The organism is Bradyrhizobium sp. 160, assembly GCF_023073735.1.
GTDB lineage: Bacteria > Pseudomonadota > Alphaproteobacteria > Rhizobiales > Xanthobacteraceae > Bradyrhizobium.
Genome location: NZ_JADPKD010000068.1, coordinates 15,731 through 38,198, shown reverse-complemented (window position 1 = coordinate 38,198; position 22,468 = coordinate 15,731). Strand labels below are relative to the sequence as shown.

Here is a 22,468-nt window from a genome sequence, read left to right as displayed (position 1 = left end):
CAACACCGATCGGGACATCCCCCACAAAAACGCGCCGCTTGCCGGATCCGGCGGTGGGACCGAACACTGGACTGTCGTCGCGTCCCTGGTCGAGACGTGCAAGCTTAACGATGTCGATCCGCTTGCCTAACTCTGACGTCCTGATTCAGGTCGCCAACGGACATCCCAACCGCGACATCGTACAGTTTCTGTCCTGCGCCTACCGCGCCCAAGCCCCCAAAGCCGTGGCCTGAGAACGACGCCTACGTTGGGGCGTCAGGTGGCGGCCGAGATCGGGGGCTAGCGATTCGAACTTCTCCCGCAGTTCCTCAGTCAAAGCCCGCGCATCGGCGCCACTCTCAACCACCCGAGGATTCAGTAACACCAAGAGCTCGGTTCGGTCCTTGGCGTGCTCCGTGCTGCCGAATAGAGGCCCCAACAACGGAATGTCCTTCAGCACGGGAGCCCCAGAATCCATCCGGTTGGTGCTATCCTGCATCAAACCGCCGATCGCGATCGTGTCACCGTTTCGTGTCGATACGGTGCTTTGGAGGCGACGTACCGAAATGACCGGGGATTGGACGTTTGTCAGTGTGTTCTTGTTCGCCGTACTGACCTCCTGAAAGGTATCGAGCGTCACGCTACCCCCGGCGCCGATGCGAGGTGTTACAGCCAAAATGACCCCCGTGTCGCGCAGTTCGACGTCGCTCACGATTGATGAACTCTGGCTTAGCGTGGATTGTGAGGATCGCGTGAGGACCGGAACCTGATCGCCCACTTCAATTGTCGCGGTTTGGTTGTCAACTGTGAGAATACGTGGCGCCGATACGACCTTAACGTCCCCGAGGCCACTTAGCGCGCGTAGCACAACGTTGACATCCCTATTTGGGAACACATAGGACAAACCACCTTGTGGAACGGCACCCAAATCCAGAGAGGAGAGAAGATAGTTGACCCCGTATCGCAAATGATCGCTCAACCGCACCTCCGCGACAATGACCTGGATCAGGACCTGCCGCGGCTTGACGTCAAGCCGATGAACTGCGGTTTCGATGATTTTGTAGTCGCTCGGCGTTGCTAAGATCACGAGTGCATTTTGGCTGGGATCCGCCTGGATCCGGACCGGCGCCGACAGGCCAAGGCTGACTGCGGAGACCACCGCATCGTCCTTTGCTTGCGTTGTTGACGCGACCGCATCTGATCTTTCGTCCGACAGGCCGGGAACGTTTAGGGGCAAACTCGATCGATCGGATGCGCTTCCGATTGACAACTTTCCAAACGCTCCCGCGGGCTGCGCGCGAAATACGGCACTGGGCGGCTGAGCGCCAAAGATTCGTGCTAGTACCTGCGCCACTTCCGTAGCCCTCCGGTACCGAAGTGGACGCACGTGAATGTTTGCCGCCGCCGACGACGTCTTATCCAGCTTGGCGATAACCCGACGAACTTGCTGAAGTACCGCAGGGTCGTCCGCTACCACAAGAATGCCGTTCAGCCGCTCGAGTGGCGCAAGCCGAACGTGCACTCTGCCCTGGTCATTCTGGTTGAATATGAAACTGAGTTCTCGCTCTACCGCGGCCGGACTCGCCTGAGCTAGCGTATATAGCGCAAAGGATTTGTGAGCCATAGCATCGGTGTCAAACAAACCGATAAGTTCGCGCACCGAACTCACCGAGCCGGGCGGCCCGCTGATGGCAATACCTTGTTCTCCCGGCGCGGGTGTCAGACGCACGCTCTCCTCGACGTGTGGTCGGATCACCTTGATGACGTCGGCTGGATCGACATAGCGAACGGGAATCACTTGAACATCGCTTCGTACTCCGCCGGCGAGGTCGACCAAGCGCCCCACCCGAACTCCGCGGTCGACCACGGCCAGTCCGTAGCCGTACGGTGCCAACGCCTCGTCGAGTAATCGCGGCACATCACTCACGGGGATTTTGCCCGAGGTCCGAAGTGTCATTTTTCCTCCAACGCCCGGATCGATCATGACGGGCATGCTCAGAATGTCGCCCACGACGTCATTCACAACTTGCCGAATATCGGCATTTGCGTAGTCGAGGCTCACGCGAGTGCTATCGGAGGTGACCGGCAGCCGCCGCTCCACCGAGGCGGTGACCGGCCGAGTCGGCGGCTGTGTGAGCAGTTCAAAGCTACCTGCTTGCGGTTTCCCCGCCGAGAGGGAGGGCTCCGACGCATGCCAGCTGACGCTTGGCGAAGACAGCAGAACACCGCGTTCAGCAATCGAGTCGGAGCCGGCACATCGGGTGAGTAGCAGACAAAGGAACGTCAGCAAGGTCTTGCTAGACATTGAGGATGCGGCGTTCCCGCGGAGAATGCGCATCCATTCAACTTTCCATTTCACCGCGGAGCTTAACACTCATTGCAGCTGTGAGCTGCAGACCTGGGATGACTGCCCCCACTCATTTTTTGCCGTCTCTTAACGAGAGTTGCCAATGATCACCTCCTTGATTTTTTGATCCTTCGAAAGAAGGTTAGACATCAGTTCAGCAACCTGATTGAGCTTATCAAGCAGCCCTTGCAGAAAAATCAACGCCGCCTGGCCTTCGCTATTGGCACTATCAATCGCCGCCTTAAGGTTGTTGATGGCAGCGTCGAACTGCGACTGCACACCTCTCTTGTCGCCCTTCTCCGTCTCGATGGAGATGCCGTTTGCCTGCATCCAGTCAAACACATCCTGGGTCTTGCCTTGCGAATCGACGAAGCTGCCGTAGTCCCAAACCTGCTTTTCATCGATAGGTCGATTGGTGCGCAAGGCAGCCAACGCCTTATTCATATCTTTCAGCAAATTGTTGCGCGCCTGCATCTCGTCCATTTGAGATCGAATTTGATTCTGGTAAATGTCATGCCGTTCCATCAGAATAAGCGTCATAATCGAGCCCAAAGACAGGCCGCCCGGGAGAATATTTCCAGCGCTGCTGGCCCACGCGTAGGGCTGGTATCCAGACATTGGATTGATCATCTTACGCCATTCTCAAACACAGATGGTTTTCGTCCGAACGATGTACTCAAGCCATATAGACGATCTTGCTTCTCGCCTCGGTATCGGCGCGACGAATTTCTGCAAGCTTCCCCAGAAAGTCCTGAATCGCCGCCTCATAACTTGCCATGAATTCACTCTCGTTCTCCATCTGCGCGCGCGCCTTGGTGCCGTCCGCCTCCAGCTTCGCCTTCTCCTCCTGGTAGTGCGTCGCGCCCATGTTCAGGCCGGCTCCGGGAAGCTTGAAGGCTTCTGTCGCGATTGTGCCCATGCCATTCCATCTCATCGCCGCCTGCTGGGCTGCTGTCTGCGCCTGGACAACGCGCGTAAACTCAAGGGGGTCCGTCGTGCTATTGGCCGAGTCCAGCCCAAGCGCGTCGCCAGGTGTATTGCCTCTGCTCGATGATGTGCTCCCATCCGGAAGTGTCATCTCGATATTGTCTTCCGAGGGCAGCGCCTCGCGCTCCGGCGCTTGGATAGATTGCGCTTTGCCGTGAGGCGTGTCGTAGAACTCCGGACCGCTTTCCGGTTTGTCTAGGCACTGCGCTCGACCTGAAGGGCTGTTCGGGGCCGGCGTCTCCACACTGGACTTCGGGGGCGGCGCATGGATCTTGGCCTTGTACAGCTCGTCGAAGCGCGCTTGAATCTGGCGAGCGCCCTTGAGGTTCACACCGGCGCCTAACATCGCGCCGCCAGAAATGGCTATTGCGCCAAACAACTGGCATAATCCTGAATTACGAAGCGCCTTCGCAGCAGCTTCCTGCGCAACGATCTCGACATTAAGTGCGGCCGACCGGTCCGAGCGCGCCGCGGTGCGGAACTCCGCATTAAGCCGAACGATAAGCGCGGCGACTGCTGATATGTCGTTTCCCGTAACAAAGTCCTTCAGCTTGCCCTGGATGTTGGAAAGCTTCTCGTGGATCACAACGTCCGTGAGATCCGGTACACCAACTGATCCCCAACCCCGCGCCCCATCAACGGGATCCGCAAGAGGGCGTGGGATCTCGTCTTCTGGCACGCTTCTGCCGCGGACCGCAACAGAGACCGGCACCGACGGAAGTTGTTGATGCACGGCAGCGTCCAACAGGTCGTACCCGCCAACGGTCGTTTCACGTTCGATCGCAAACACCATTGCTACATTCCTCAAGTTCGATAGGTGGCCCCACGCAGTCCGTCAGGCGAAGTGCCTTACGAGATTGGCGTTGGAGTCACTCTGCCTCTCAATCGCCTCGGCAACCCTCTGTGTGGCCATCGTCCTGTCGAGAAGCAACTGCTTGATGAAGTCCATTTCATCGATTTGCAGTGCTCTCAATCTTGCAATGCACTTGCTAACGTCCAACGTTTCCGCTTGGGCGTCAGTTGCCGCCTTCTGCTGGACGCCATTGGCGATGCCGGCGCCAGCCTCGCCCAGCGATGCTACTGCCTCGCCGACTCGAGCCGCCGTCGAAACTCTCTGGCCTATCTGAACAGCCTTGACAGAGTTAGACGGTATCACGGCGGTGATGCGCAATCCACTCGCAGCTCCATTAGCAAAGCCAGCGCCGACCGTTAGCACCGAGATAGCGAATATTATGCCAATCGTGATGACCGCGCCCGAGGTTTTGGCCTTGCCGCTCTCGATTCCATCTTTCTCGAGACTCTTCACAATTGCCGCGGTCATCTTATCGATGACCCCCGTCTCGGTGAGAGTCGCTACTCCAACGCTCACTGCCGCCGCCATGACTGCAAGAGTTCCGCCGGTGCCGAGGGCAGCCAGGACCGTCAATCCGACCGCCAGCCATCCGAAGAACTTCATGATGCCGGAGCTCTTCTTTGCTTCTGCCAATCTTTTTGCCGCTTCAAGGATGCTCTTAGAGGTCTTCTCGTGCAACTGCCTTTGCTGCTCGCCCCAGTGTCGCGCGTCCTCTATTCCGGTTGCGACCTGTCCATCAGTCATCTTGGTCTTCAGAGCCAGAAACGTGGTAAGGAGGTCAATCGCGTTGAACGCACGTGGCGCCGGTAAGTTTGGAATCGAACCTGACACCACAGCCTCTCCGGAAACTGATTGCGGCAACAGGTTGGCGCCAGTGTTGCGGCCATTGCCTGGAATACCGTAGACGGAGGCACTGAAGGGCAGCGTCCCGACTTCGGGGAGCGTCTTGCTCGTCAACGCCCACATGTTCACTCTATCCATGGTTGGAGCCCTGTTGGGATTTGAGTCGGGTAAGCATCATTAGCCCACGGTCGGCCAAAGCCTTGTGTTCTGGCCTTGTGACACTCAGCGCCAAGGCATTCTCGAGTGCGGCGATGGCTGCCGTGGGATGATTTAGTTTGATGAAGCATTCTGCAGCTCGAAGCGGGATCTGTGGGTCCTCACTATTCAGGAGCCCGGCCAGCCGATAGGCGTGCGTGGCGTTCTCTGGGTCCCCAAGCATCTGACTACTAGCAGCCAGACCAAACCAGAACCGTGCATCGATGTGCCGGTGTAGGCACAAGAAGCGAAAAAAATCCCGCGCCTCCTCATACTTGCCGCAAGAATAGTAGCGGTGGCCAAATATATATAAGGCCTCAAGCTCATGATCCGTGATCCCAATAACGCTAGCTAGGTCCGCGCGCCCTGCCACGAAGTCGATGGCGAGCTGTGCCAGCCGCTCGGTGTCTGTCGCATCGCCACCATTCAATAGATCACCATCCGCCATTCCCATCATGTCACGCTCTCCGTGGAGATGGCTTGGTGCCTCGGACCTTCGACATCGGTTCAGGCGCAGGCAGGATGTGATTGAGGGCCGCCAGCTCGCCCGCATACGCTCTTTGAAACGCTTCATCCTGATCGGCGACAAATGCAGAAATTGAAGCGGCGCTCACACTGCTGTCGCCCGAAGGGCAGGCACAACGGCCAAGTTGTTCGCGGGCGCGCGTCAAGAGACTATCCGTCTGTGCGATGGTCTGTCGCGCAGCCTCCATTGTGTCATCGAGGTTCATTGATCCTCCAGACGGTCTCTTTGCCAACGCACGGTAGCACCAGCAGGATTCGAAACCGCTTGCGCCACCAACCCCGCTAAAGGGGCAACGACCTGCTCTCGAGCCGGCCGCTCAAGGCCATCAACAGGCATCGTCTGCCGATGATAAGGTGTGCCGGTATCCCCTTCCTTCTCACGGCGAGAACGTTCCCGCGGCTGGCGTAGTGGTATTCCTCCGTGTCCCGGTTGGATCAACAGCTCCGCACGTCACTACTAGAGGCGGCGCATGGCGCAAAATACTTGATTGCTATGAAGTCATAGGCGGCCGCGATGGATCGGTGCGTCTCAGCGCGAGCGCGGCGGCGCTAACCAGGAAATCCGTGTCGTTGCGCTAAACGGGCCGTTCGGCAAGTGCTCGTCGCCAAGCCGCTCGCATTTTTGACCTTAAGCAGGTAACGAAGAGGATCGCATCGGCGGCAGGTGGGGTTCTGCAATCGCCTTGGACGAATTGCCCCAGAACAGCTCACACTTTGTGCCGGACCGAGCGGTTGATGGAGGGGACCCGTTATCCATACGCCACCGTTATGACTCCATCCTCGCATTGTATTGGCGCCGAGCGAGACGCCGAATTAAACCATTATGAGAATTGATCGTTAGCAGCGCGCCACGCTACTCGGCGGACGGTCGTATGATGTGGTGGCGAGATGGTGCTTGGTCACGGGACATGTTGCGAGCGTGCGCCCTTCCGGGGCCCGGGCGCGATGTTTTCCGGGCGGAGGTCGTGGCAGGATATGACATGGATGATCGGCAAGCGACACATGACTCGGTCAGGGACAGGGATTCGGTATGTGCGTCTCTGTTGTCGACCTGTGCGTCACCCGACAGTCGCTCCCTGCTGCGACGCCTCACCGAGACAGCATTCTTGGCTTGTGTCACGAACGACGTGGTGAGGGCAAGGCGGATTGCGAAGGGGCTTGACGTGATTGCGCCGGGCAGCCGGGAGTGTGTCATTGCTTATGCGGTCGCAGATCTGACGGCAGGCGATATTCCAGCGGCGCTGGAACGCCTCGATCCTCTTGCCAAGGCGAATGACGCATATGGGATGGCATTTCAGGCCCTGGCTCTTGCGCTTAGTGGACGCCTAAGCGAACACGATGCCGTGCTCAGACGTCTGCCAAGGGGCGAGTCCGGCCTCGATGAATTCCTCACAGCTTTGGGCCAGATGGTGCCGGCATATATTACAGGAAAGGACATCTAATGAGCAGCGTAGGTAGTATCCTCCCGCAAGCACCGCCAGCCTCTTTGGCGATAGAGATGCCAAGCACATCGAAAGTATCGGCTGAATCCGTCGAGGCGTTTCGAGCCGCGCTGGAGCCGTCGGTGCCATCGCAGCGAGCTGACGAACCGCTGATCGCGGCTGGGGGCGAGTTGACGGACGAGGCAGGGAGACCGCTCGTTCCTCGCCTATCCGATGATATCCTCGGTGGCGTAGAAAAACTGAGCGCAGGCTTTGCACAATCCATGCAAGGCGTCCGCAGGGCGGCCGAAGGCATGAACGCGGGGAACATCCGCTCAGCTGAGTGGCTCGATGTGCAGATCGAGCTATCAGCTATGAGCCTGCAGTACGACCTTGTGACCAAGGTGGTTGGGAAGGCGACCCATACGCTCGACACTTTCCTGCATAGCCAATAAGCCACGATACCGCTGGCATGGCGCGTGTATTGAAGCGGGCGGTGGCACTTCTGGTGCTGTTCACCCTGCTCGGCTGCGGATCGAAGATCGAGCTCTATCGCAACCTCTCAGCGCGCGAGGCTAACGAAATGCTTGCTTTGCTTATGCGACAAGGCATCCGCGCGGAACGGACGACAGACACCGGCGGCACGAGCTCGCTAGTGGTGCCAACAGAAGACGTGCCGCGTGCTATGAATGTGTTAGACAGCGCCGGCTGGCCTCGCGATCATTTCGCCGATATGGGCACTCTCTTCAAGAAGGACCGGATGATCTCATCGGACATAGAGGAGCGTGTGCGCTACATTTATGGGGTCACACAGGAGCTTTCGCAGACTTTGTCCATTATCGACGGCGTGCTTAATGCACGAGTCCACACGGTCTTACCTGAAACCGCGAGTGACGATCGCAATCCACCCGCCTCGTCAACTGCTGCTGTGCTCGTCCGTTACAAGCCCGGTGCTCCGATCGATCAGATCGTGCCTAAGATCAAGGAGCTCGTCGCAAATAGCTTAAGGGGCCTATCCTACGATCGGGTCTCAGTTGCCCTTGTAGAGGCAAATCAGGACAATACGACGCTTGGTCGAACGGATTTCACTGCCGGTGCGTCGGAACGTCCTTTCCCATTGTTCCTCTTGATCTGCCTCGTGGGCGCAATAGCGGCGTCGCTGATCGGCAATGCAGTGCTCGTCGTTCTCATATGGCGGTTGCGCTCTGGCCGTAGCGACGGTACTGCAGCGTAATGAGCTTCGCAGAAGCGAACAATCCGACTATGCTCCCAATGAGCTCCGCAACAATCCAGGATGAATGGCTTGATACGCCGTGGGCGGGAGCGATGATGCGCTGCATCGCCGATCCTGCGACTGATCTCGATGACGCGCTAGCGACTGGCTGGCCCGAGTGGATACCTATAAACTTCGCTCAGTCCGACCCATTCATCCGCATCAAGCTTGGACGTTGGCTGCTTCGCGGTCAACGCAGCGAAGCGTACGCGATTATTTCCGCTGGCAACTCACCACGAACTCGGCTCGCATTTCTGCCAGCGTCAGACGCGACACGCCTTATCGGCCTGGCCGGAGCTTGGACCGGCGCGTCCAGCCTCGTCGGTCTCGTTCGGACGGCCGATGTTGTGGCGGCGCGCGCCGTTCTCGGCGAAGAGGCCTTCGAATTCGCATCCCATGCTGCACTGCTGCCGAGACCGACCGTCGAGCTGATGTCCGCGATCAGCGCTTCCGAGATGCCGACTGCGCCTCGTGCATTTCTCTGCCGCGGTGCGGTGATGTTCGGCCTTGCGATAGGCGCGATCCCGCATGGGCTGCGCGCCCGACTGCGATTGCGCCGCCCCGCAGCGGTCTGGATGGTGGTGGCGGACGCCTGCCGTGACGACAGTGCTGGCGAGGACGCCTTTCGTGCGATGCGGCGCCTAGTCCGCAAAGAGATGCCGACATGGTCGCGCTGGTTCAACTGACGGCGGGTGGCGCCAGCATCCTCGGCCCAGGGCGAGTTTTGCCAGCGGCCACCGCACAGACGATCGTGGAGGCTGAGCAATTGCTTATTCAGGCGCGACGCGATGCGGACGCGCTCGTGGATGGGGCGCGCGAAACTGCAGAGATGATCGAGACGGCTGCCAGGGAAGCCGCGCTGACAGCGGCGCAGGCGACCATCGATCAACGATTAACCGCGATCGCCGTTGCGTCGCTACGGATCATGGAGGATAATCAAGAACGGATTGTCGACATGGGCCTGCAGATCGCACGTCGGGTAATTGATACCGTCGCGCCGGATGACGCTGCGGTGCAGATCGTTTTGCACAGCCTGAGATTCACGGGCCATAGCTCCCTCGTCCGCTTACGCCTGGCACCGGCGCATGTCGAAACGGTCCGCAGACGATTGAACGAACTGCTCTCGACGGCGACGTCGCGCGCCGTCGTCGAAATAGTTTCTGATCCGCGGGTCAAAGATGCCGGATGCATCCTTGAGACAGATGCTGGACTTGTTGACGCCACGATTGAAAGCCAATTGGCGGCGATCGGATCCGGCCTGCGTAGCAGCCTAAAGGCCTCTGCATCGTGATTTCCGAGCGACCCGAGTTGCCAACAGCGGTGGCTGCAATTCATTCTACGCACGACGACATCGATCGCTTGTTTCAGCTCGCTCGCACGGTGGTGGCGCAGACGACGACAATGCGCGTCTGCGGCCGAGTCCTTCAAATCGTCGGGACAATCATCCGTGCAACGGCGCCGGGCGCCCGTATAGGTGACCTGTGCATGCTCCGCAATCCCGAGAACAAGTGCGAATTGTCGGCGGAAGTTATCGGGTTTCAGCACGACATCGCCATTCTAACGCCGCTTGGCGAAATACAGGGGCTTTCTACCCTCACTGAGGTGATCCCGATGGGAGAGCCTCTGACAGTGCCCGCGGGCTGGAAATTGCTTGGCCGGGTGCTTGACGGTCTCGGCCGCCCCCTCGACACATCCACTCATGGGCCGCTGCTTCCAGACGCCCGCGTTCCAGTCCAAAGCGAGGCACCGGGTCCCTTGACTCGGCGCATCATTGATCGCGCTCTTCCAGTCGGCATACGCGCGATCGACGGCTTCTTGACGTGCGGCGAGGGGCAGCGCATGGGAATCTTTGCCGCGGCGGGCGGCGGCAAGAGCACACTGCTGTCGATGTTGGCGCGCAGCGCGGCGGTTGACGTAACAGTGATAGCTCTGATTGGAGAGCGAGGCCGAGAGGTGAAGGAGTTCATCGAATGCGATCTCGGCTCAGAGGTGCGACGAAGATCAGTTCTTATCGTTGCCACCTCCGATCGTTCCGCGATGGAACGGGTGAAGGCGGCCTATGTGGCGACGGCAATCGCAGAATGGTATCGAGATCGGGGACAGCGTGTCCTGCTTCTCATGGATTCGGTAACGCGCTTTGCGCGCGCACAGAGGCAGATTGGTCTGGCGGCCGGCGAACCGGCCACCCAGCGTGGTTTCCCGCCCTCGGTCTTTGCGACTTTGCCGCAGCTCGTGGAACGCGCCGGCAACAACGATCGTGGATCGATAACCGCGTTTTACACCGTGCTTGTCGAGGGCGATGACGTCACCGAACCTCTAGCCGATGAAACCCGTTCCATCCTGGATGGCCATATTGTGCTCTCACGCACCTTGGCGATGTCGAACCACTATCCCGCTATCGATATTCTGGCAAGCGTCAGCCGTGCTATGAGTGCTATCGTGTCGTCGCAACATTCGAAGTTGGCGGGTGAGTTGCGGTCGCTGATAGCTAAATACCAGGAGGTGGAACTCTTGATACGGGTCGGCGAGTACAAGAAAGGAACCGAGCCGCACGCCGATACGGCTATCGCCAAGATTGAGAACATACGGGCGTTCCTGCGACAGCCAAGATGTGAACAAATTGGCTTCGACGCAATGCTTCAGGAGCTCGCCACGTGCCTGGCATGACTCCCAAGGCCGTGCATCAATTGCTTGAGTTGAGGGAATTGCGGCGTCGCCGGGCCGAGGAGACTCTACGCGTGCGGCAGTCAGCCATCGACAAATCCGGTGCGACTGTCGAAGCGGCACTGGCAGTCCTTCGCACATGGCGGCAAGACCGACCTCGACTGGAGCGCGAGATGTATGATTTGCTGATCGGCAAACCCGTCGCTCTCAGCGATCTAGAGGAGGCGAAGGCGAAGACGGCGTCACTGCGCGATCACGAACGGCTGCTCGAACGGCGCCTTGAGGAGGCGCTGTCGGAAGCCGAACATGCGTGTCAGGCATGTCAGGAAGCCTCCGACGCCACACGCAAGGCATATCGGCAGCTCGAGAAATGCGACAATTTGGTGCGTGCGCTCACCGCCGGCCCGCTGAAGGAGACGGATCTCTAGATGTTTGAGCCCGGGTTTTGATAGGACATCCTTGTCTGCCGAATCAAAGGATGCACTATGGGCCAGGTTCCTCATGGGAGCGCCGCGACGACAGAGGCGATCCGTCGAGCGATACAGCATAGTCAAGCGAGCCTCAGAACGCTGGCAAACGGTTAGTCGCACGCGTGAAGTGATGAAGTTCCGCAGTTTGGGACGGGGGGCGCTGCCCGCGTCACAACAACTTCATACTTGGCCACGCCACCCCCGGGCCCCGCGCAGGCCGCTTCGTCGCATTTGCGCCCATCCTTAATCATCCACCACGCGCACAGTGGTGAATTGTCTTTGCACGGACATGGTTGATCGACGTCGGCGTAGTAACGTGACCCAAGTCGGATGACCGATGAACTGCACCTAAATTCCGCTGGTTAAACACCGGCCACGCGCGCATTCCCGCTGAAGAAAGGCCTCCTAGTTCGAGAACGGAGTCGGCACGATAGTTGCTCCTTAGGAACGCGGTCGAACTGATCTTGAAACGAGATTTCCAAACCGCCGCGGCGGTCTATCGAACCGCGACGGGATCAATCAAGACTAGGAGATGGCGGCATGTTTCGGCAAAACGATGATATCAGTTGGAGACTCCGTGCTTGCTCGGGGGTAGCGACGGGATCGACGGCGGCTGTCCCAAGGCAGCGTCCGCGGATCTCTAATCGTTCCGAGGGCGCGAACGCAATTGATCGCTTCCCACCACGACACTGTTTCGAAAGCGACCGTCGGGAGTTTGAAAGCGTCGATTCGGAGCGATGCTTAGCACCGCCACGAAGCCTAAGAAACTCACCTGCATACGTTGCACTACCATACTTCGTAGGCTCCGCAAATTTCTCAAGAACAAGCCCGCGTCGGGAATCGCTGCTTAGACGCATACCGAGGTTGGCAGCTGCGACCGACAATCGATCTCAACGCCACCGGGCGCGTCGCCCCGCCGAATGCTGGACATTGCGGGGAGGTCGCTGCCCATGCAAGGCGGTTTCCACCATTGTCATGGGACGGCGAAGGCCGATTTCGACGGTCCCGGGTATTAGTCAGTGCCTCTTGCAGGGATCAACGCCGAGGCAAGAACCTGTCTGCGGTTCGTTTCATTGATCATGCCTTGGACGCACCTACAGGATGCAGCGCAGGTGGCTAGTGTGATGTTTCTCGACAAAGTCCGAACGGTCGCAACCGGTCGCAATGATATTGTTCTCGTGGCGCTACTGATCACGATCATCTTCATGATGATCATTCCACTGCCGCCGGTCCTCATGGATGTACTACAGGCAGTCAACCTGGGACTCTCGGCACTCCTGCTGATGGTGGCGGTCTATATTAGATCCCCCCTTGCATTCGTCTCCTTTCCGTCGGTGCTTCTGGTGACGACGCTCTTTCGGTTGTCGCTTGGCATCGCCGCAACACGCACAATCTTGCTTCACGCAGACGCCGGCCAGATCATCAGGACCTTCGGGGACTTCGTGGTGGCCGGCAATCTCGTGGTGGGCGCGGTCACCTTTTTGATCATGACAATTGTTCAGTTTGTCGTCATCACCAAAGGATCTGAGCGTGTGGCCGAGGTTGCCGCACGATTTTCTCTGGATTCGATGCCAGGCAAGCAGATGAGCGTCGACGGCGACTTGCGTGCCGGCGGCATTGATATCCGAGAGGCAAGTCGGCGCCGCGTTGCGATTGAGCGCGAGAGCCAACTCTACGGTGCCCTCGACGGTGCCATGAAGTTCCTCAAGGGTGACGCAATCGCGGGATTGATCAGCATTGCCGTGAACATCATAGGCGGGATCGCGATTGGTTCGCTTCAAAAGGGAATGGGATTGTACGAGGCGCTCGAGGTTTATGCGATCCTGACCATCGGAGACGGGCTCGTCGGTCAGATACCGGCTCTCTTCACCGCGATTACTGCTGGAATTATCGTCACAAGGGTTAGTGACGAGAATACCGGTGCAGATCTCGGCAATGAGATCGGCGACGAGATCAGCGCTCAACCGCGTGCGCTTATGGTCGGATCATTCATTCTCCTCCTCTTTTCGTTCATCCCTGGCTTTCCAATGGGGATCTTCATGATCTTGGCACTCGTGGTTGGAGGCGGTGGCTGGCAACTGCAGCGCAATCGGCAGCTGGCCGCGCCGCCAATGCGTCGCTACGCGATGACAGGGGGAGCGCGCTTAGCGGCATCGCATGAGCCGACCGACGGTGACGGAGCGGCCGACAACGGCATCACGTTCACCGTGCCCCTGATGATCGACGTCGGTCACGACGTTCAGGCGGTCGTCCCTCCCGATCTGCTCAAGAAAGCATTGGATGCAGAACGGCAAGCCCTCCTTCTTGAACTCGGTGTTCCTCTTCCAGCGATCAATGTGCGGGTCAACGACAGCTGCAAGGATGGAGCGTATGTCATCATGGTGAATGAAATACCATGCGGTCAGGGACGACTGCGCTCGCAACATCTTTTGGCACGTACAACTCCCGAGCGCCTTGATATCGTGGGCATTCCGTATGTTCTGGATCAACAATTCCTTCCTCAGATCGAGACGGTCTGGGTGAATGTTATACACCGCGAATCGTTGCGCGCTGCCGACGTCCCGTTCCTGGAATCGATTCAGATCCTTGGCTATCACACCGCTCAAATCCTGCGGAGGCATTCTGCTGAGTTTGTGGGAATCCAGGAGACGAAAGCTCTTTTGAACCACATTGAGGTGCGACTCCCAGAACTCGTAAAGGAGGTACTGCGCTCGACGCCCTTGCAGAAGATTTCAGAGGTTTTTCAGCGACTGATCTCGGAAGAGGTTTCGTTGCGTAACATGCGCACCATCCTCGCCGCACTGGTCGAACGGGCACCGAACGAAAAAGACATTGTCCTGCTGACCGAGCATGTGCGCTGTGCGCTGAAGAGGCAACTCTGCATGCCGCATTGTATTAGCATGAACCTGTTGCCAGCCTACCTTCTCACGCCACACGTGGAAGAAACAGTGCGCAATGCGATTCGGCAGACTTCCGCCGGCAGCTATCTCGCCCTCGACCCTCAAACCACAGGTCAGATCATTGACGCGATACGAGAGGCTATCGGCGACCTCAATCAGCAGCCGCACAAGCCGGTGCTGCTGACTTCGATGGATATACGTCGATACGTACGCAAGATCATCGAAACCGACCTCTACGCGCTTCCAGTACTGTCTTATCAGGAGCTTCCCCCCGATATCTCCATACAGCCATTGGGACGGATATCGCTGCGATGAGAAATGCGAACATAGAACAAGAAGTTCTCACGGGTGATCAGACCCAGCTGTCCTTGCGTGTGCTATCTGGCCCCAACAGGGGGGCCGAGACATCGCTCGGCGATGGAGTGTGGCTAGTCGGTAGTCATGACGCTGACGACCTTACCTTCGCAGACCCGGAACTGGTTGACTCGCATCTTCGCATTGTCATCGAGGCCGGCCAAATCCAGATCACCGCACTCGCACCGGGTGTGCTCATCGGCGGTAGTGATTGTCTAGCAGAGTGTCCGACGAGCCTCGATCTCCTCACTCCGATTCAGGTTGGGCGGACGATTTTCAGTATCGGTCCGACCGATGGCAGCTTCCCCGAGATCGACTCCGTGGTCGAATATAGAAGGCGGCATGCAGAGCATGCGGCCTCAGCTCCCGAGGGACCGTCGACCCGGGGTCGAGAAGCTAGTCTTGGGAGGGACTCGATACCTCGGCCATTTCGGCTTGGCGCGGCCGCTTGCGGTCTTCTGATCATTGTCTATGGAACTTGCGCCGGGATGGCGGGGGTTATTTCCTCTTTCACCTCGGCTCCCGCTCCGGGTACCGATCCGATCAAAATTGCCAGGAACGTGCTTCGCGATTTGAACTTCGGAAGCGGGCTCAGTATCGCGTTCTCCGATGATAAGCTGATCATCGACGGCGACTTGGGACCTGGAGAGGCGACTAAGATCAAAGCAGCCCTACGTGGTGCCGGGCTAACCGCAGAGATAACAGCGAAATCGGCGACCGCCACCGTTCTATCTGATGCAAAGGTCATCGACCTGTCAGCGACTGTCATGCGGGGATTCGGCATTGAGGGGAGCATTCGCGTGGAGAGCCCCGGAGGGATATCAGTAGCGGGATATGGCCCAAGCGATGCGATCGTCAAAGCGGCCCTTCGCCACCTGCAGCAGGATATTCCCGGGGTCAGCATAATTGATGACACGGTCGCAACGCCAGACCGCGCGCGAACCTTTCTAGAGACAGCGACGACAGCCGAACTTCGTCGCATGATTCGTATCGTGGTGAAGCCAGATGTCGTCCTCGTTTCGGGGACGCTTACCCCAACCGCCTATAGCGAATGGCAGACCGTTGCTTCCCGCTTCGAGGAGAAGTTCGCGCCCTACATTCGGCTTGAGGCGCATTGTTCGCTGGGGGTATTGCCGCTAGCGAGAGGCGTACACCTCGGCCGGTCTCCATTTATCGTCGTTCAGAACGGAGCGCGCTTAAAAGTCGGCGACAATATCGATCATTTCGGCAAGATCGTTGTCATTGAACGCGACGGAATGCTTGTGCGTATCGGAGAGGCCGACGTGCACGTTCCCTATCCGAGCAAGCCAGAATGGATAGCAGAGGAGGGTCAACTGTGAGCGAGCATCTGGTCGTGCTTGAGCTGCAGAAACGGTTGGTAGACGACATCGATGGCACAGAGTTAGCTGCTCTGGAGAGAGAGCTCGAGAGTTGGCAACAATGGTTGAAACGTGACATGGATCGCGGCGTCACGAGGCGTCATTTCGACGCATTGGACACATTGCTCGACGCAATAGGTGCCGCAGCAGATGTTGTCAGTACAACATGGATGCGCCACCACAGCGGACTATCCTCCGGCTTGGAGAGGTGAGGTGGATATTAGGAACATAAGTGGCTCACTTGGCAGATCTGTTGAGGCATCGGAACGCAGCTTGAGAAATCACATGGCGACGATGAATCCGGACGACAGCATGGATCAGCTTAAGCTTCAGATTTCAATGAACACACACACGACACTCTTGAGCCTGAATTCGACCGTTATCAAAGCGGTTCACGAAGCGCTTAATGGTATTATCCGGAACATTGCCTGAACTACGGACGATTCTGGGGTGCTATGTCTTCCAGTTTTATGCAACTACGTCATCTCCGATATTTCACGGCCATCGTGGATGCTGGTAGTTTTTGCCAAGCAGCGGCGACAATCCACGTGGCGCAGCCGGCCCTGAGTCAGCAGATGACTGCCTTGGAAGCCGAGCTTGGGGTCGCGCTGCTGCACCGTAGCGTACGCGGCGTTCGTCCGACTCGCGAGGGCAAGGTCTTTTATCGTGAGGCCACGTCCATTCTTCAACAGGTTGACCAACTGCGCAGCATCATCCGCTCTACGGCAGGAGAACCGGAAGGTGCCGTAAGGCTGGGCATGTCCTCAGCGCTCGCCGCTTCGTTCGCCTGCACCTTGATGGAAGCCAGCCGGACAGTGCTCCCAAAAGTACGCCTCCATCTTGTTACGGGTGACTCTCTTCAGATGAAGCTGCTCATCGCATCACGAGCGCTCGATATCTGCGCTGTAATTGAGGATGAGCCCACCTCCGGTGTTACTCGCCAGCCGCTATTTCAACAGCGACTTCACCTGGTACGTCCCCCCGATACAGGAGAAGTCGCTCCCGCCGTTTCGATTGAGGAATTGGCCGAGCTCCCTCTTGTATTGCCGACGCGCCCAAACACAATTCGCGACGCATTAGATCGGACGTTTGAAGTGGCCGGCGTGATGCCGAACTGCATCGCAGAAGTCGACACGTTCGTCAGTGCGCTCTCCTTTGTCAGGGCCGGTCTCGCAAATGCGATTCTGCCCAAGGGCGACATTCCCGATATTCCAGGCCACGAAGGTCTGAGACCGCTCGTGATAGATCCACCGATCCATATGACAGCCAGCCTCATCTCTTCGGGCGACCTTGCCTCCGCCGCCGAAGCTGTGAGCGCCTTGCTGATTGCGCAGGTGGGAGAAGTGCTTCAAATAAGACCTCTTGCCGGATGCGAGCTGATTGCGGCATCTGATCTCGACTCAAGCCGAGGCCCTAACGGCTGCTGAGTGACAACTCAGCGGCAGCCAGTTCACACGGAAGGCGCAGATCCGTCTGACTGCTCGCTATCGAAAACTCGTTTCGCGCGGCAAGCGAACGCGCCCTGCAATCGCCCGTGAACCGGCGGCTTCATGTGGACGGTCGCCAGGCAAGTGCAATTGGCCTGATCAGGCCCTCTCATCATCGCGCATTGTAAGGACTCATCGTCCAGGGCGGAAGCGCTTCATACGACAAGGACGACCGAACCCCGCATCTGTCCCGCGAAAGCGCTTATCAATTGCTGGCCGACGGCTTGGCCACGTATCGGCGGGAGCATCGGACGATGCCCGCTCGGCTCGTGATGCACAAGACGTCGGGGTTCAATGTCGACGAAAAGGCGGGCTTCGCACAAGCGCGGAAGGCGAAAAGCTTGAAGTGCTCGACCTGGTAACGGTCCGCCGGTCCGGAACGCGCATCCTCCGCGCTGGCGGGTCTCCGACCGAGACCTGGCCGGCGATGATTGCTGCCGTCACCGATCTCTCGGGCCACCTGACCGGCGCGCATCGCACCTGGCTCGATCCCGGCGGCTTCAGCGAAACCAATCTCGGCAAGGCGCCGATCGACACGCCGAGACGGGCCATGGGCGACCTGCTCGGACACGCGGTTCGCTTCGGTGCGGCGGGCGAGGTGATGGTAGCCGGCGAGGGCATCGAGACGATGTTGTCGCTTCGGTGCGTTCTGCCCAGCATGCCAATGGCGGCGGCGCTCTCGGCAACACACCTCTCCTCCATCCTGCTCCCGGAGGCGTTGCGCCGACTCTACATCGCGCGCGACGATGATCCTGCAGGTGATGGCGCCATGGCGACCTTGATCGATCGGACGCAGGCGGCCGGGATCGAGGCGATCGTGATCTCGCCACGGCTTGGCGACTTCAACGAGGATCTTCGGCTGCTCGGGATCGAGGCGCTTCGGGCTGCAAGCCGGGTGCAAATCGCGGCCCAGGACGTCGCCCGCTTCATGGAGCTCACAACATGACCGGAAGGGGATGAGGGCGGCGCGGCCCTTCGTCACCGCCGGCCTGGTCGTCCTGCTTCCCCTTAGCATCGGAGAGGGCCGCACCCGCGGCCTTCAAGAGGGCGATCGGGCGGCAAACGGCCCGGACCGGCAACCTCGTGGGCCGACTATTTTCCGTCGGCGGCAAAGCCGCCTGTACAGCGCGAGGCAAAATAGTCGGCCCCCTCGGCCCTCCGCTCCGCTTCGGCCCTTCGCTTCGCTGCGGGTGCAAGTCCGTTCCGCCAGCCGCTTTCGTCGCCATGAAGGCCGCGATGGGCGCGGTCAATCCGACGAGGAAAGCCGTAATGACCACCGACCACGACGACGATTTCGAGCCGCAGCACAACTCGTCCCCAACTGACCAGGTTCTCCAGGAACTCCAACTCCATGGCCACCGGCCCTTCCACGATGAGCCCGATCCCCGGCCGCTTCCCGAAGCACAAATCCTTGCCGGCAGCATCTCCGATATCTTCGACGCCTTCGTGGTGGCACTCTCGGACACCCGCCTCGAACCCGACCTCGGGGACCTGCTCTGATCGACGGTGACGTCTTCCACCGTGCCATCGACCGGATCGAGCGCGAGCTCGACGACAACGAGCTAGCGCAGCAGCGGTCGCAGCGGGAGCAGGACGGCAGCGAGATCAAATCCGTCGAGTTGGAGCGACTGACGGCCGAACGGCAGACGTTGATCGAGCGACGCAACGCCTTCGAGCTGATGCGCGATCAGGCCGCCGACGAGTTCGAACGCCACACTCATTCCGCACGCCGCCCGCGCATCGGGTCGAAGGTCAACCACCGCAATCTGACCTCCGCGATGATCGACAGCCGCGATTTTCTGGCCGCGAAGAAGCGCGCCGACAACCAGGTGCTCGTGCCCCGGGCCCGAAAGTCGCGCTGACCGGCGGTCTGGACTTCAATGATCACGGGTTAATCTGGTCCAAGCTCGACCAGGTGCACGCCAAGCATCCGGACATGGTGCTGCTCCACGGCGGATCGCCCAAAGGCGCCGAGCTGATCGCCGCCAAGTGGGCCGACAACCGCAAGGTCCCGCCGATCGCTTTCAAGCCCGACTGGACGAAGCACGCCAAGGCCGCGCCATTCAAGCGCAACGATGCGATGCTCAACGAGCTACCAATTGGGGTGATGCACTGCCGGTACGGGCATCCAGGCCAATCTCGCCGACAAGGTGAAGAAACTTGGTATCCCGGTTTGGAAGTTCGGACGAAGGGCGCAGGGGTCAAGTTGAGCGCTCCGCGGCATATTGCGCCATTCAAACCTGCTCATCTGACCAGAGTTCCGTGCCATCGCATATCTGCTCTGCTCGTCGCACGTTGGCCGTCGCGGGACGAGGCGTTGCGTTCGTGATATCCGAGCGGCGCCTCGGCGATGGGACGGGTGGACATGGAACAGAAATTACGAGCGGATATCGAGCGCGATTTCCGCCTACGCTGCCGATACCCATGGCCTTACCGACGGAGGCGGCGCGATTCGCCGAACTGCCGACCAACATCTGCTCAGCGCGGTTAACTTACACAACGACGCTCGTCTTAAGAATAAGCCGAAACCCTCCAATCGTTTCATTCCGTTCCTCCACAAACGGGATCAGCGGACGTCAACGCCCCGGATTGGCCCTTCCTCTATGCCGTCGACAAGCTGCACGCGGTCAGATCGATTACGTCGTCGGTTGCAGAGATAACGCCTCTTCGATGTGTGATCGCCAGAACGGTGACACCGTTCGACAAGGCACGAATATGGTTCATAATGTCTCGCTCGGTTCGTTCGTCAAGCGCAGAGCTGGCTTCGTCGAGAAGAAGGATCGCTGGGTCGCCATATAGCGCGCGGGCGACAGCGATGCGTTGGCGCTCCCCGCCGGAAAGTTTCAAGCCTCGTTCGCCAACGACCGTGTCAAATCCTTGGGGTAACGCCTCGATAAAAGAGAGAATGGCCGCTTTTTTGGAGGAACCGCGAAGGCGCGCCTCGTCGCGGGGCCGTCCTAGCAGGATGTTGTCGGCCAGCGACTCGTTGAGCAATATTATGTCCTGAGGAACGACGGCAACAGCGGCATACCAGTCCGTGCGATCGATGCCGGCGAGATCGATTCCATCGACCGTAATGCGGCCCGCGTCTGGATCAATCGATTTCATTGCGAGCTTAAACACTGTGGATTTGCCAGATCCAGTGTCGCCGACAAGGAACGTAATGCCGCCGCGCGCAGCCGTAAATGAGATGTTCGTAACGCCGCGACCGCTGTCGTAGGTATAACCGACGGCCTCGAAAGACAGCCGACCAGCGGAGGGCACGAAATCACGAGCATGAGATAACCACCGCTCTTCCGGTGCCGCCCACAAATGGACTAGAGGCATGAGGTCAGCGCGCGAGCGCGCCACGTCGTCGATCGCGCGGGCAACCATCTCGAAAGGCATGTTTAGCTGCAGTAGGAGCGTGTTGAACAGCACTATATCACCGATCGTGACCACGCCGGCCTCGTACTCTGGGAGAAGGAAGAGAAGCGTGACCGCAAATTGTAATGCCACGCCGAGGCCGAGCACAGCGATATAGGTGACTCGCTCCAGCACATAGGATCGCCAGTTGTCGCGTACTTCGCGCGCCTTGATTGAAAATCGCTGGCTAATCCACGAATGACTCCCGAAATGGCGCAACGTCTCCATAGCGTTTATGACGTTGCCGACGAAACGAGCATTCTTCTGCCCCGCTTCAATCGCTTGGTCGAGAAACGTCCGGGCTCGCCGAGTGGAAATCCAGGTCAATGTGATCGCAGCCGCACCATAAATGACGACGATTGCAGCGATCGTAATGTTGACGAGCACTCCCAGAGTTGCGAGCGTAAGCAGAAGCTGCGTCGCAGCGGGGATAAAGACGATAGTCCCAAGTTGGAGCAGCGTCGTTAACGCGCTGCGCCCGCGAGCGCCCGCATTCTGTATCTCTACGGGATTGTGCTCAACGAAAAAGGCGGCCGTCTTTCTCAGGATGCGCTCGAAGAAACGAGTTGCGGCGATGAAGCCCAGGTTTTCTGCGGTCATGAAGGAGAGATATTGTACCATCCGCTGCAATGCGGAGGCTGCGCCGAGCAGGAGGGCATAACCGACAAAACCCCAGGCGAGTTCCGACATGCCTCCTTCCTGCAGGAGGTGGTCGATCAGACGGGAAAAGAGATAGGGGGCTGCGACGCTGCTCGCGCTAGAAAGCAGCACGACTGCGGCAACGACCAGCAGAGCGCATCGATCGGACCGCCAATAAGCAAGAAAAATTTCGGAAATCGGAGAGAGTGCGGTGTGCTTTAACATGATTTGCGGCAGTTCTGAGAGATCGATGTTTCTTATTTCGGCGGAGAGAGGCGATATCTTCCTGTTCATACGGCTAAAGGTCCTCCGTCTGGGCCATAAAACTGATCGATGCAGGCAGCTTACTCTCGAATTGTTCGACGACATCCGCCATTGCTACGCTTCAGCGCACTTTCGTCCAGCGCCTTCATTCGACTCTACCAATGTTGATAGGTTGTCGTGGGCATTTACATGAGAGACTTTGTATGTGGCTCAGCAAAGCTGTCGGCTACCGGTTTCTGCCGACGTCAAAATGCGATGCGAGAGAAGCCAGCGTCCTAAGACCACGGAGCCTCATATGAAGCAAGCAAGTGCCTCCACGCAGGATCGGAGTTTGCGGTCTGATACAGCTAACCTTCCGCTACCTGTAATGCCGCCTCCTACCATTAAGGGGCCAAAGACCAGCCTGCCAAACGACAGCGCTACTCTGGGCTATCTTAAAGACTGATCGCATCAGTCTATATGCTTCGTTGCCGCCCCTCACAC

Annotated in this window: 19 protein-coding genes and 4 pseudogenes; 16 read left to right on the top strand and 7 right to left on the bottom strand. The window is 58.7% G+C overall.

Going from position 1 to position 22,468, the window contains the following annotated elements; all coding sequences use genetic code 11:
- Positions 1 to 25: 25 nt before the first annotated feature.
- Positions 26 to 233 (top strand): annotated as a pseudogene (locus tag IVA98_RS37835) (transposase domain-containing protein); the annotation flags it as partial.
- Here the strand turns inward: IVA98_RS37835 and IVA98_RS30605 are convergent.
- The 6 genes from IVA98_RS30605 to IVA98_RS30580 form a co-directional block, all read right to left on the bottom strand.
- Positions 200 to 2,284, bottom strand: a complete 2,085-nt coding sequence (locus IVA98_RS30605) for a secretin GspD/PilQ domain-containing protein (protein ID WP_247356127.1) — start codon at positions 2,282 to 2,284, stop codon at positions 200 to 202. The pseudogene IVA98_RS37835 and the gene IVA98_RS30605 sit on opposite strands and share 34 nt — an antisense overlap.
- Before the next feature lie 129 nt (positions 2,285 to 2,413).
- Positions 2,414 to 2,956: a hypothetical protein gene (locus IVA98_RS30600; RefSeq protein ID WP_247356126.1), complete on the bottom strand. Its 543-nt coding sequence runs from the start codon at positions 2,954 to 2,956 to the stop codon at positions 2,414 to 2,416.
- A gap of 46 nt (positions 2,957 to 3,002) precedes the next feature.
- Positions 3,003 to 4,106: a hypothetical protein gene (locus tag IVA98_RS30595; RefSeq protein ID WP_247356125.1), complete on the bottom strand. Its 1,104-nt coding sequence runs from the start codon at positions 4,104 to 4,106 to the stop codon at positions 3,003 to 3,005.
- Between the two features lie 42 nt (positions 4,107 to 4,148).
- Positions 4,149 to 5,147, bottom strand: coding sequence for a hypothetical protein (locus tag IVA98_RS30590; protein ID WP_247356124.1), 999 nt, complete (start codon positions 5,145 to 5,147; stop codon positions 4,149 to 4,151).
- Complete coding sequence (locus IVA98_RS30585; RefSeq protein WP_247356123.1) at positions 5,140 to 5,661, bottom strand: SycD/LcrH family type III secretion system chaperone; 522 nt, start codon at positions 5,659 to 5,661, stop codon at positions 5,140 to 5,142. The genes IVA98_RS30590 and IVA98_RS30585 overlap by 8 nt, the downstream gene beginning before the upstream one ends.
- A gap of 1 nt (position 5,662) precedes the next feature.
- On the bottom strand, positions 5,663 to 5,935 hold the full coding sequence (locus IVA98_RS30580; protein ID WP_247356122.1) for a hypothetical protein: 273 nt from the start codon (positions 5,933 to 5,935) through the stop codon (positions 5,663 to 5,665).
- Positions 5,936 to 6,709: 774 nt separating this feature from the next.
- On the opposite strand from IVA98_RS30580, the gene IVA98_RS30575 reads away from it, so the two are divergent.
- The 15 genes and pseudogenes from IVA98_RS30575 (at position 6,710) to IVA98_RS30510 (ending at position 19,887) form a co-directional block, all read left to right on the top strand.
- Positions 6,710 to 7,171: a hypothetical protein gene (locus tag IVA98_RS30575; RefSeq protein ID WP_247356121.1), complete on the top strand. Its 462-nt coding sequence runs from the start codon at positions 6,710 to 6,712 to the stop codon at positions 7,169 to 7,171.
- A gap of 56 nt (positions 7,172 to 7,227) precedes the next feature.
- The gene (locus tag IVA98_RS30570; RefSeq protein ID WP_247356120.1) at positions 7,228 to 7,605 is read left to right on the top strand and encodes an EscF/YscF/HrpA family type III secretion system needle major subunit; all 378 of its coding nucleotides are present in this window, start codon (positions 7,228 to 7,230) and stop codon (positions 7,603 to 7,605) included.
- 17 nt (positions 7,606 to 7,622) lie between these two features.
- Positions 7,623 to 8,384, top strand: a complete 762-nt coding sequence (gene sctJ / locus IVA98_RS30565) for a type III secretion system inner membrane ring lipoprotein SctJ (protein WP_247356119.1) — start codon at positions 7,623 to 7,625, stop codon at positions 8,382 to 8,384.
- Positions 8,384 to 9,109: a hypothetical protein gene (locus IVA98_RS30560; protein WP_247356118.1), complete on the top strand. Its 726-nt coding sequence runs from the start codon at positions 8,384 to 8,386 to the stop codon at positions 9,107 to 9,109. The genes sctJ and IVA98_RS30560 overlap by 1 nt, the downstream gene beginning before the upstream one ends.
- A complete protein-coding gene (locus IVA98_RS30555) occupies positions 9,088 to 9,714 on the top strand; it encodes a FliH/SctL family protein (RefSeq protein WP_247356117.1) in 627 nt (208 codons plus the stop codon). The genes IVA98_RS30560 and IVA98_RS30555 overlap by 22 nt, the downstream gene beginning before the upstream one ends.
- A complete protein-coding gene (gene sctN, locus IVA98_RS30550) occupies positions 9,711 to 11,090 on the top strand; it encodes a type III secretion system ATPase SctN (RefSeq protein ID WP_346657749.1) in 1,380 nt (459 codons plus the stop codon). The genes IVA98_RS30555 and sctN overlap by 4 nt, the downstream gene beginning before the upstream one ends.
- Positions 11,087 to 11,515: a type III secretion system stalk subunit SctO gene (gene sctO, locus IVA98_RS30545; protein ID WP_247356116.1), complete on the top strand. Its 429-nt coding sequence runs from the start codon at positions 11,087 to 11,089 to the stop codon at positions 11,513 to 11,515. Before sctN ends, sctO begins: the two co-directional genes overlap by 4 nt.
- A 1,166-nt stretch (positions 11,516 to 12,681) precedes the next feature.
- Positions 12,682 to 14,772, top strand: coding sequence for a type III secretion system export apparatus subunit SctV (gene sctV / locus IVA98_RS30540; RefSeq protein ID WP_247356142.1), 2,091 nt, complete (start codon positions 12,682 to 12,684; stop codon positions 14,770 to 14,772).
- A pseudogene (locus IVA98_RS37830) lies at positions 14,769 to 15,089 on the top strand (FHA domain-containing protein); the annotation flags it as partial. The gene sctV and the pseudogene IVA98_RS37830, both read left to right, overlap by 4 nt.
- Positions 15,090 to 15,299: 210 nt before the next feature.
- Positions 15,300 to 16,151 carry an EscD/YscD/HrpQ family type III secretion system periplasmic domain-containing protein gene (locus tag IVA98_RS30535; protein WP_247356115.1) on the top strand — a complete coding sequence of 284 codons (852 nt, stop codon included), beginning with the start codon at positions 15,300 to 15,302 and terminating at the stop codon, positions 16,149 to 16,151.
- Positions 16,148 to 16,402 carry an EscE/YscE/SsaE family type III secretion system needle protein co-chaperone gene (locus IVA98_RS30530; RefSeq protein ID WP_247356114.1) on the top strand — a complete coding sequence of 85 codons (255 nt, stop codon included), beginning with the start codon at positions 16,148 to 16,150 and terminating at the stop codon, positions 16,400 to 16,402. Before IVA98_RS30535 ends, IVA98_RS30530 begins: the two co-directional genes overlap by 4 nt.
- Complete coding sequence (locus tag IVA98_RS30525; RefSeq protein ID WP_247356113.1) at positions 16,341 to 16,622, top strand: EscF/YscF/HrpA family type III secretion system needle major subunit; 282 nt, start codon at positions 16,341 to 16,343, stop codon at positions 16,620 to 16,622. Before IVA98_RS30530 ends, IVA98_RS30525 begins: the two co-directional genes overlap by 62 nt.
- Positions 16,623 to 16,645: 23 nt before the next feature.
- The gene (locus IVA98_RS30520; RefSeq protein WP_247356112.1) at positions 16,646 to 17,617 is read left to right on the top strand and encodes a LysR substrate-binding domain-containing protein; all 972 of its coding nucleotides are present in this window, start codon (positions 16,646 to 16,648) and stop codon (positions 17,615 to 17,617) included.
- Between the two features lie 463 nt (positions 17,618 to 18,080).
- Positions 18,081 to 18,623: pseudogene (locus tag IVA98_RS30515) on the top strand (toprim domain-containing protein); the annotation flags it as partial.
- A 323-nt stretch (positions 18,624 to 18,946) separates the two neighbouring features.
- A pseudogene (locus tag IVA98_RS30510) lies at positions 18,947 to 19,887 on the top strand (SLOG family protein).
- A 391-nt stretch (positions 19,888 to 20,278) separates the two neighbouring features.
- Here the strand turns inward: IVA98_RS30510 and IVA98_RS30505 are convergent.
- Entirely contained in the window at positions 20,279 to 22,015 is a 1,737-nt protein-coding gene (locus IVA98_RS30505; protein WP_247356111.1) for an ABC transporter ATP-binding protein, read from the bottom strand.
- Positions 22,016 to 22,468 lie beyond the last annotated feature (453 nt).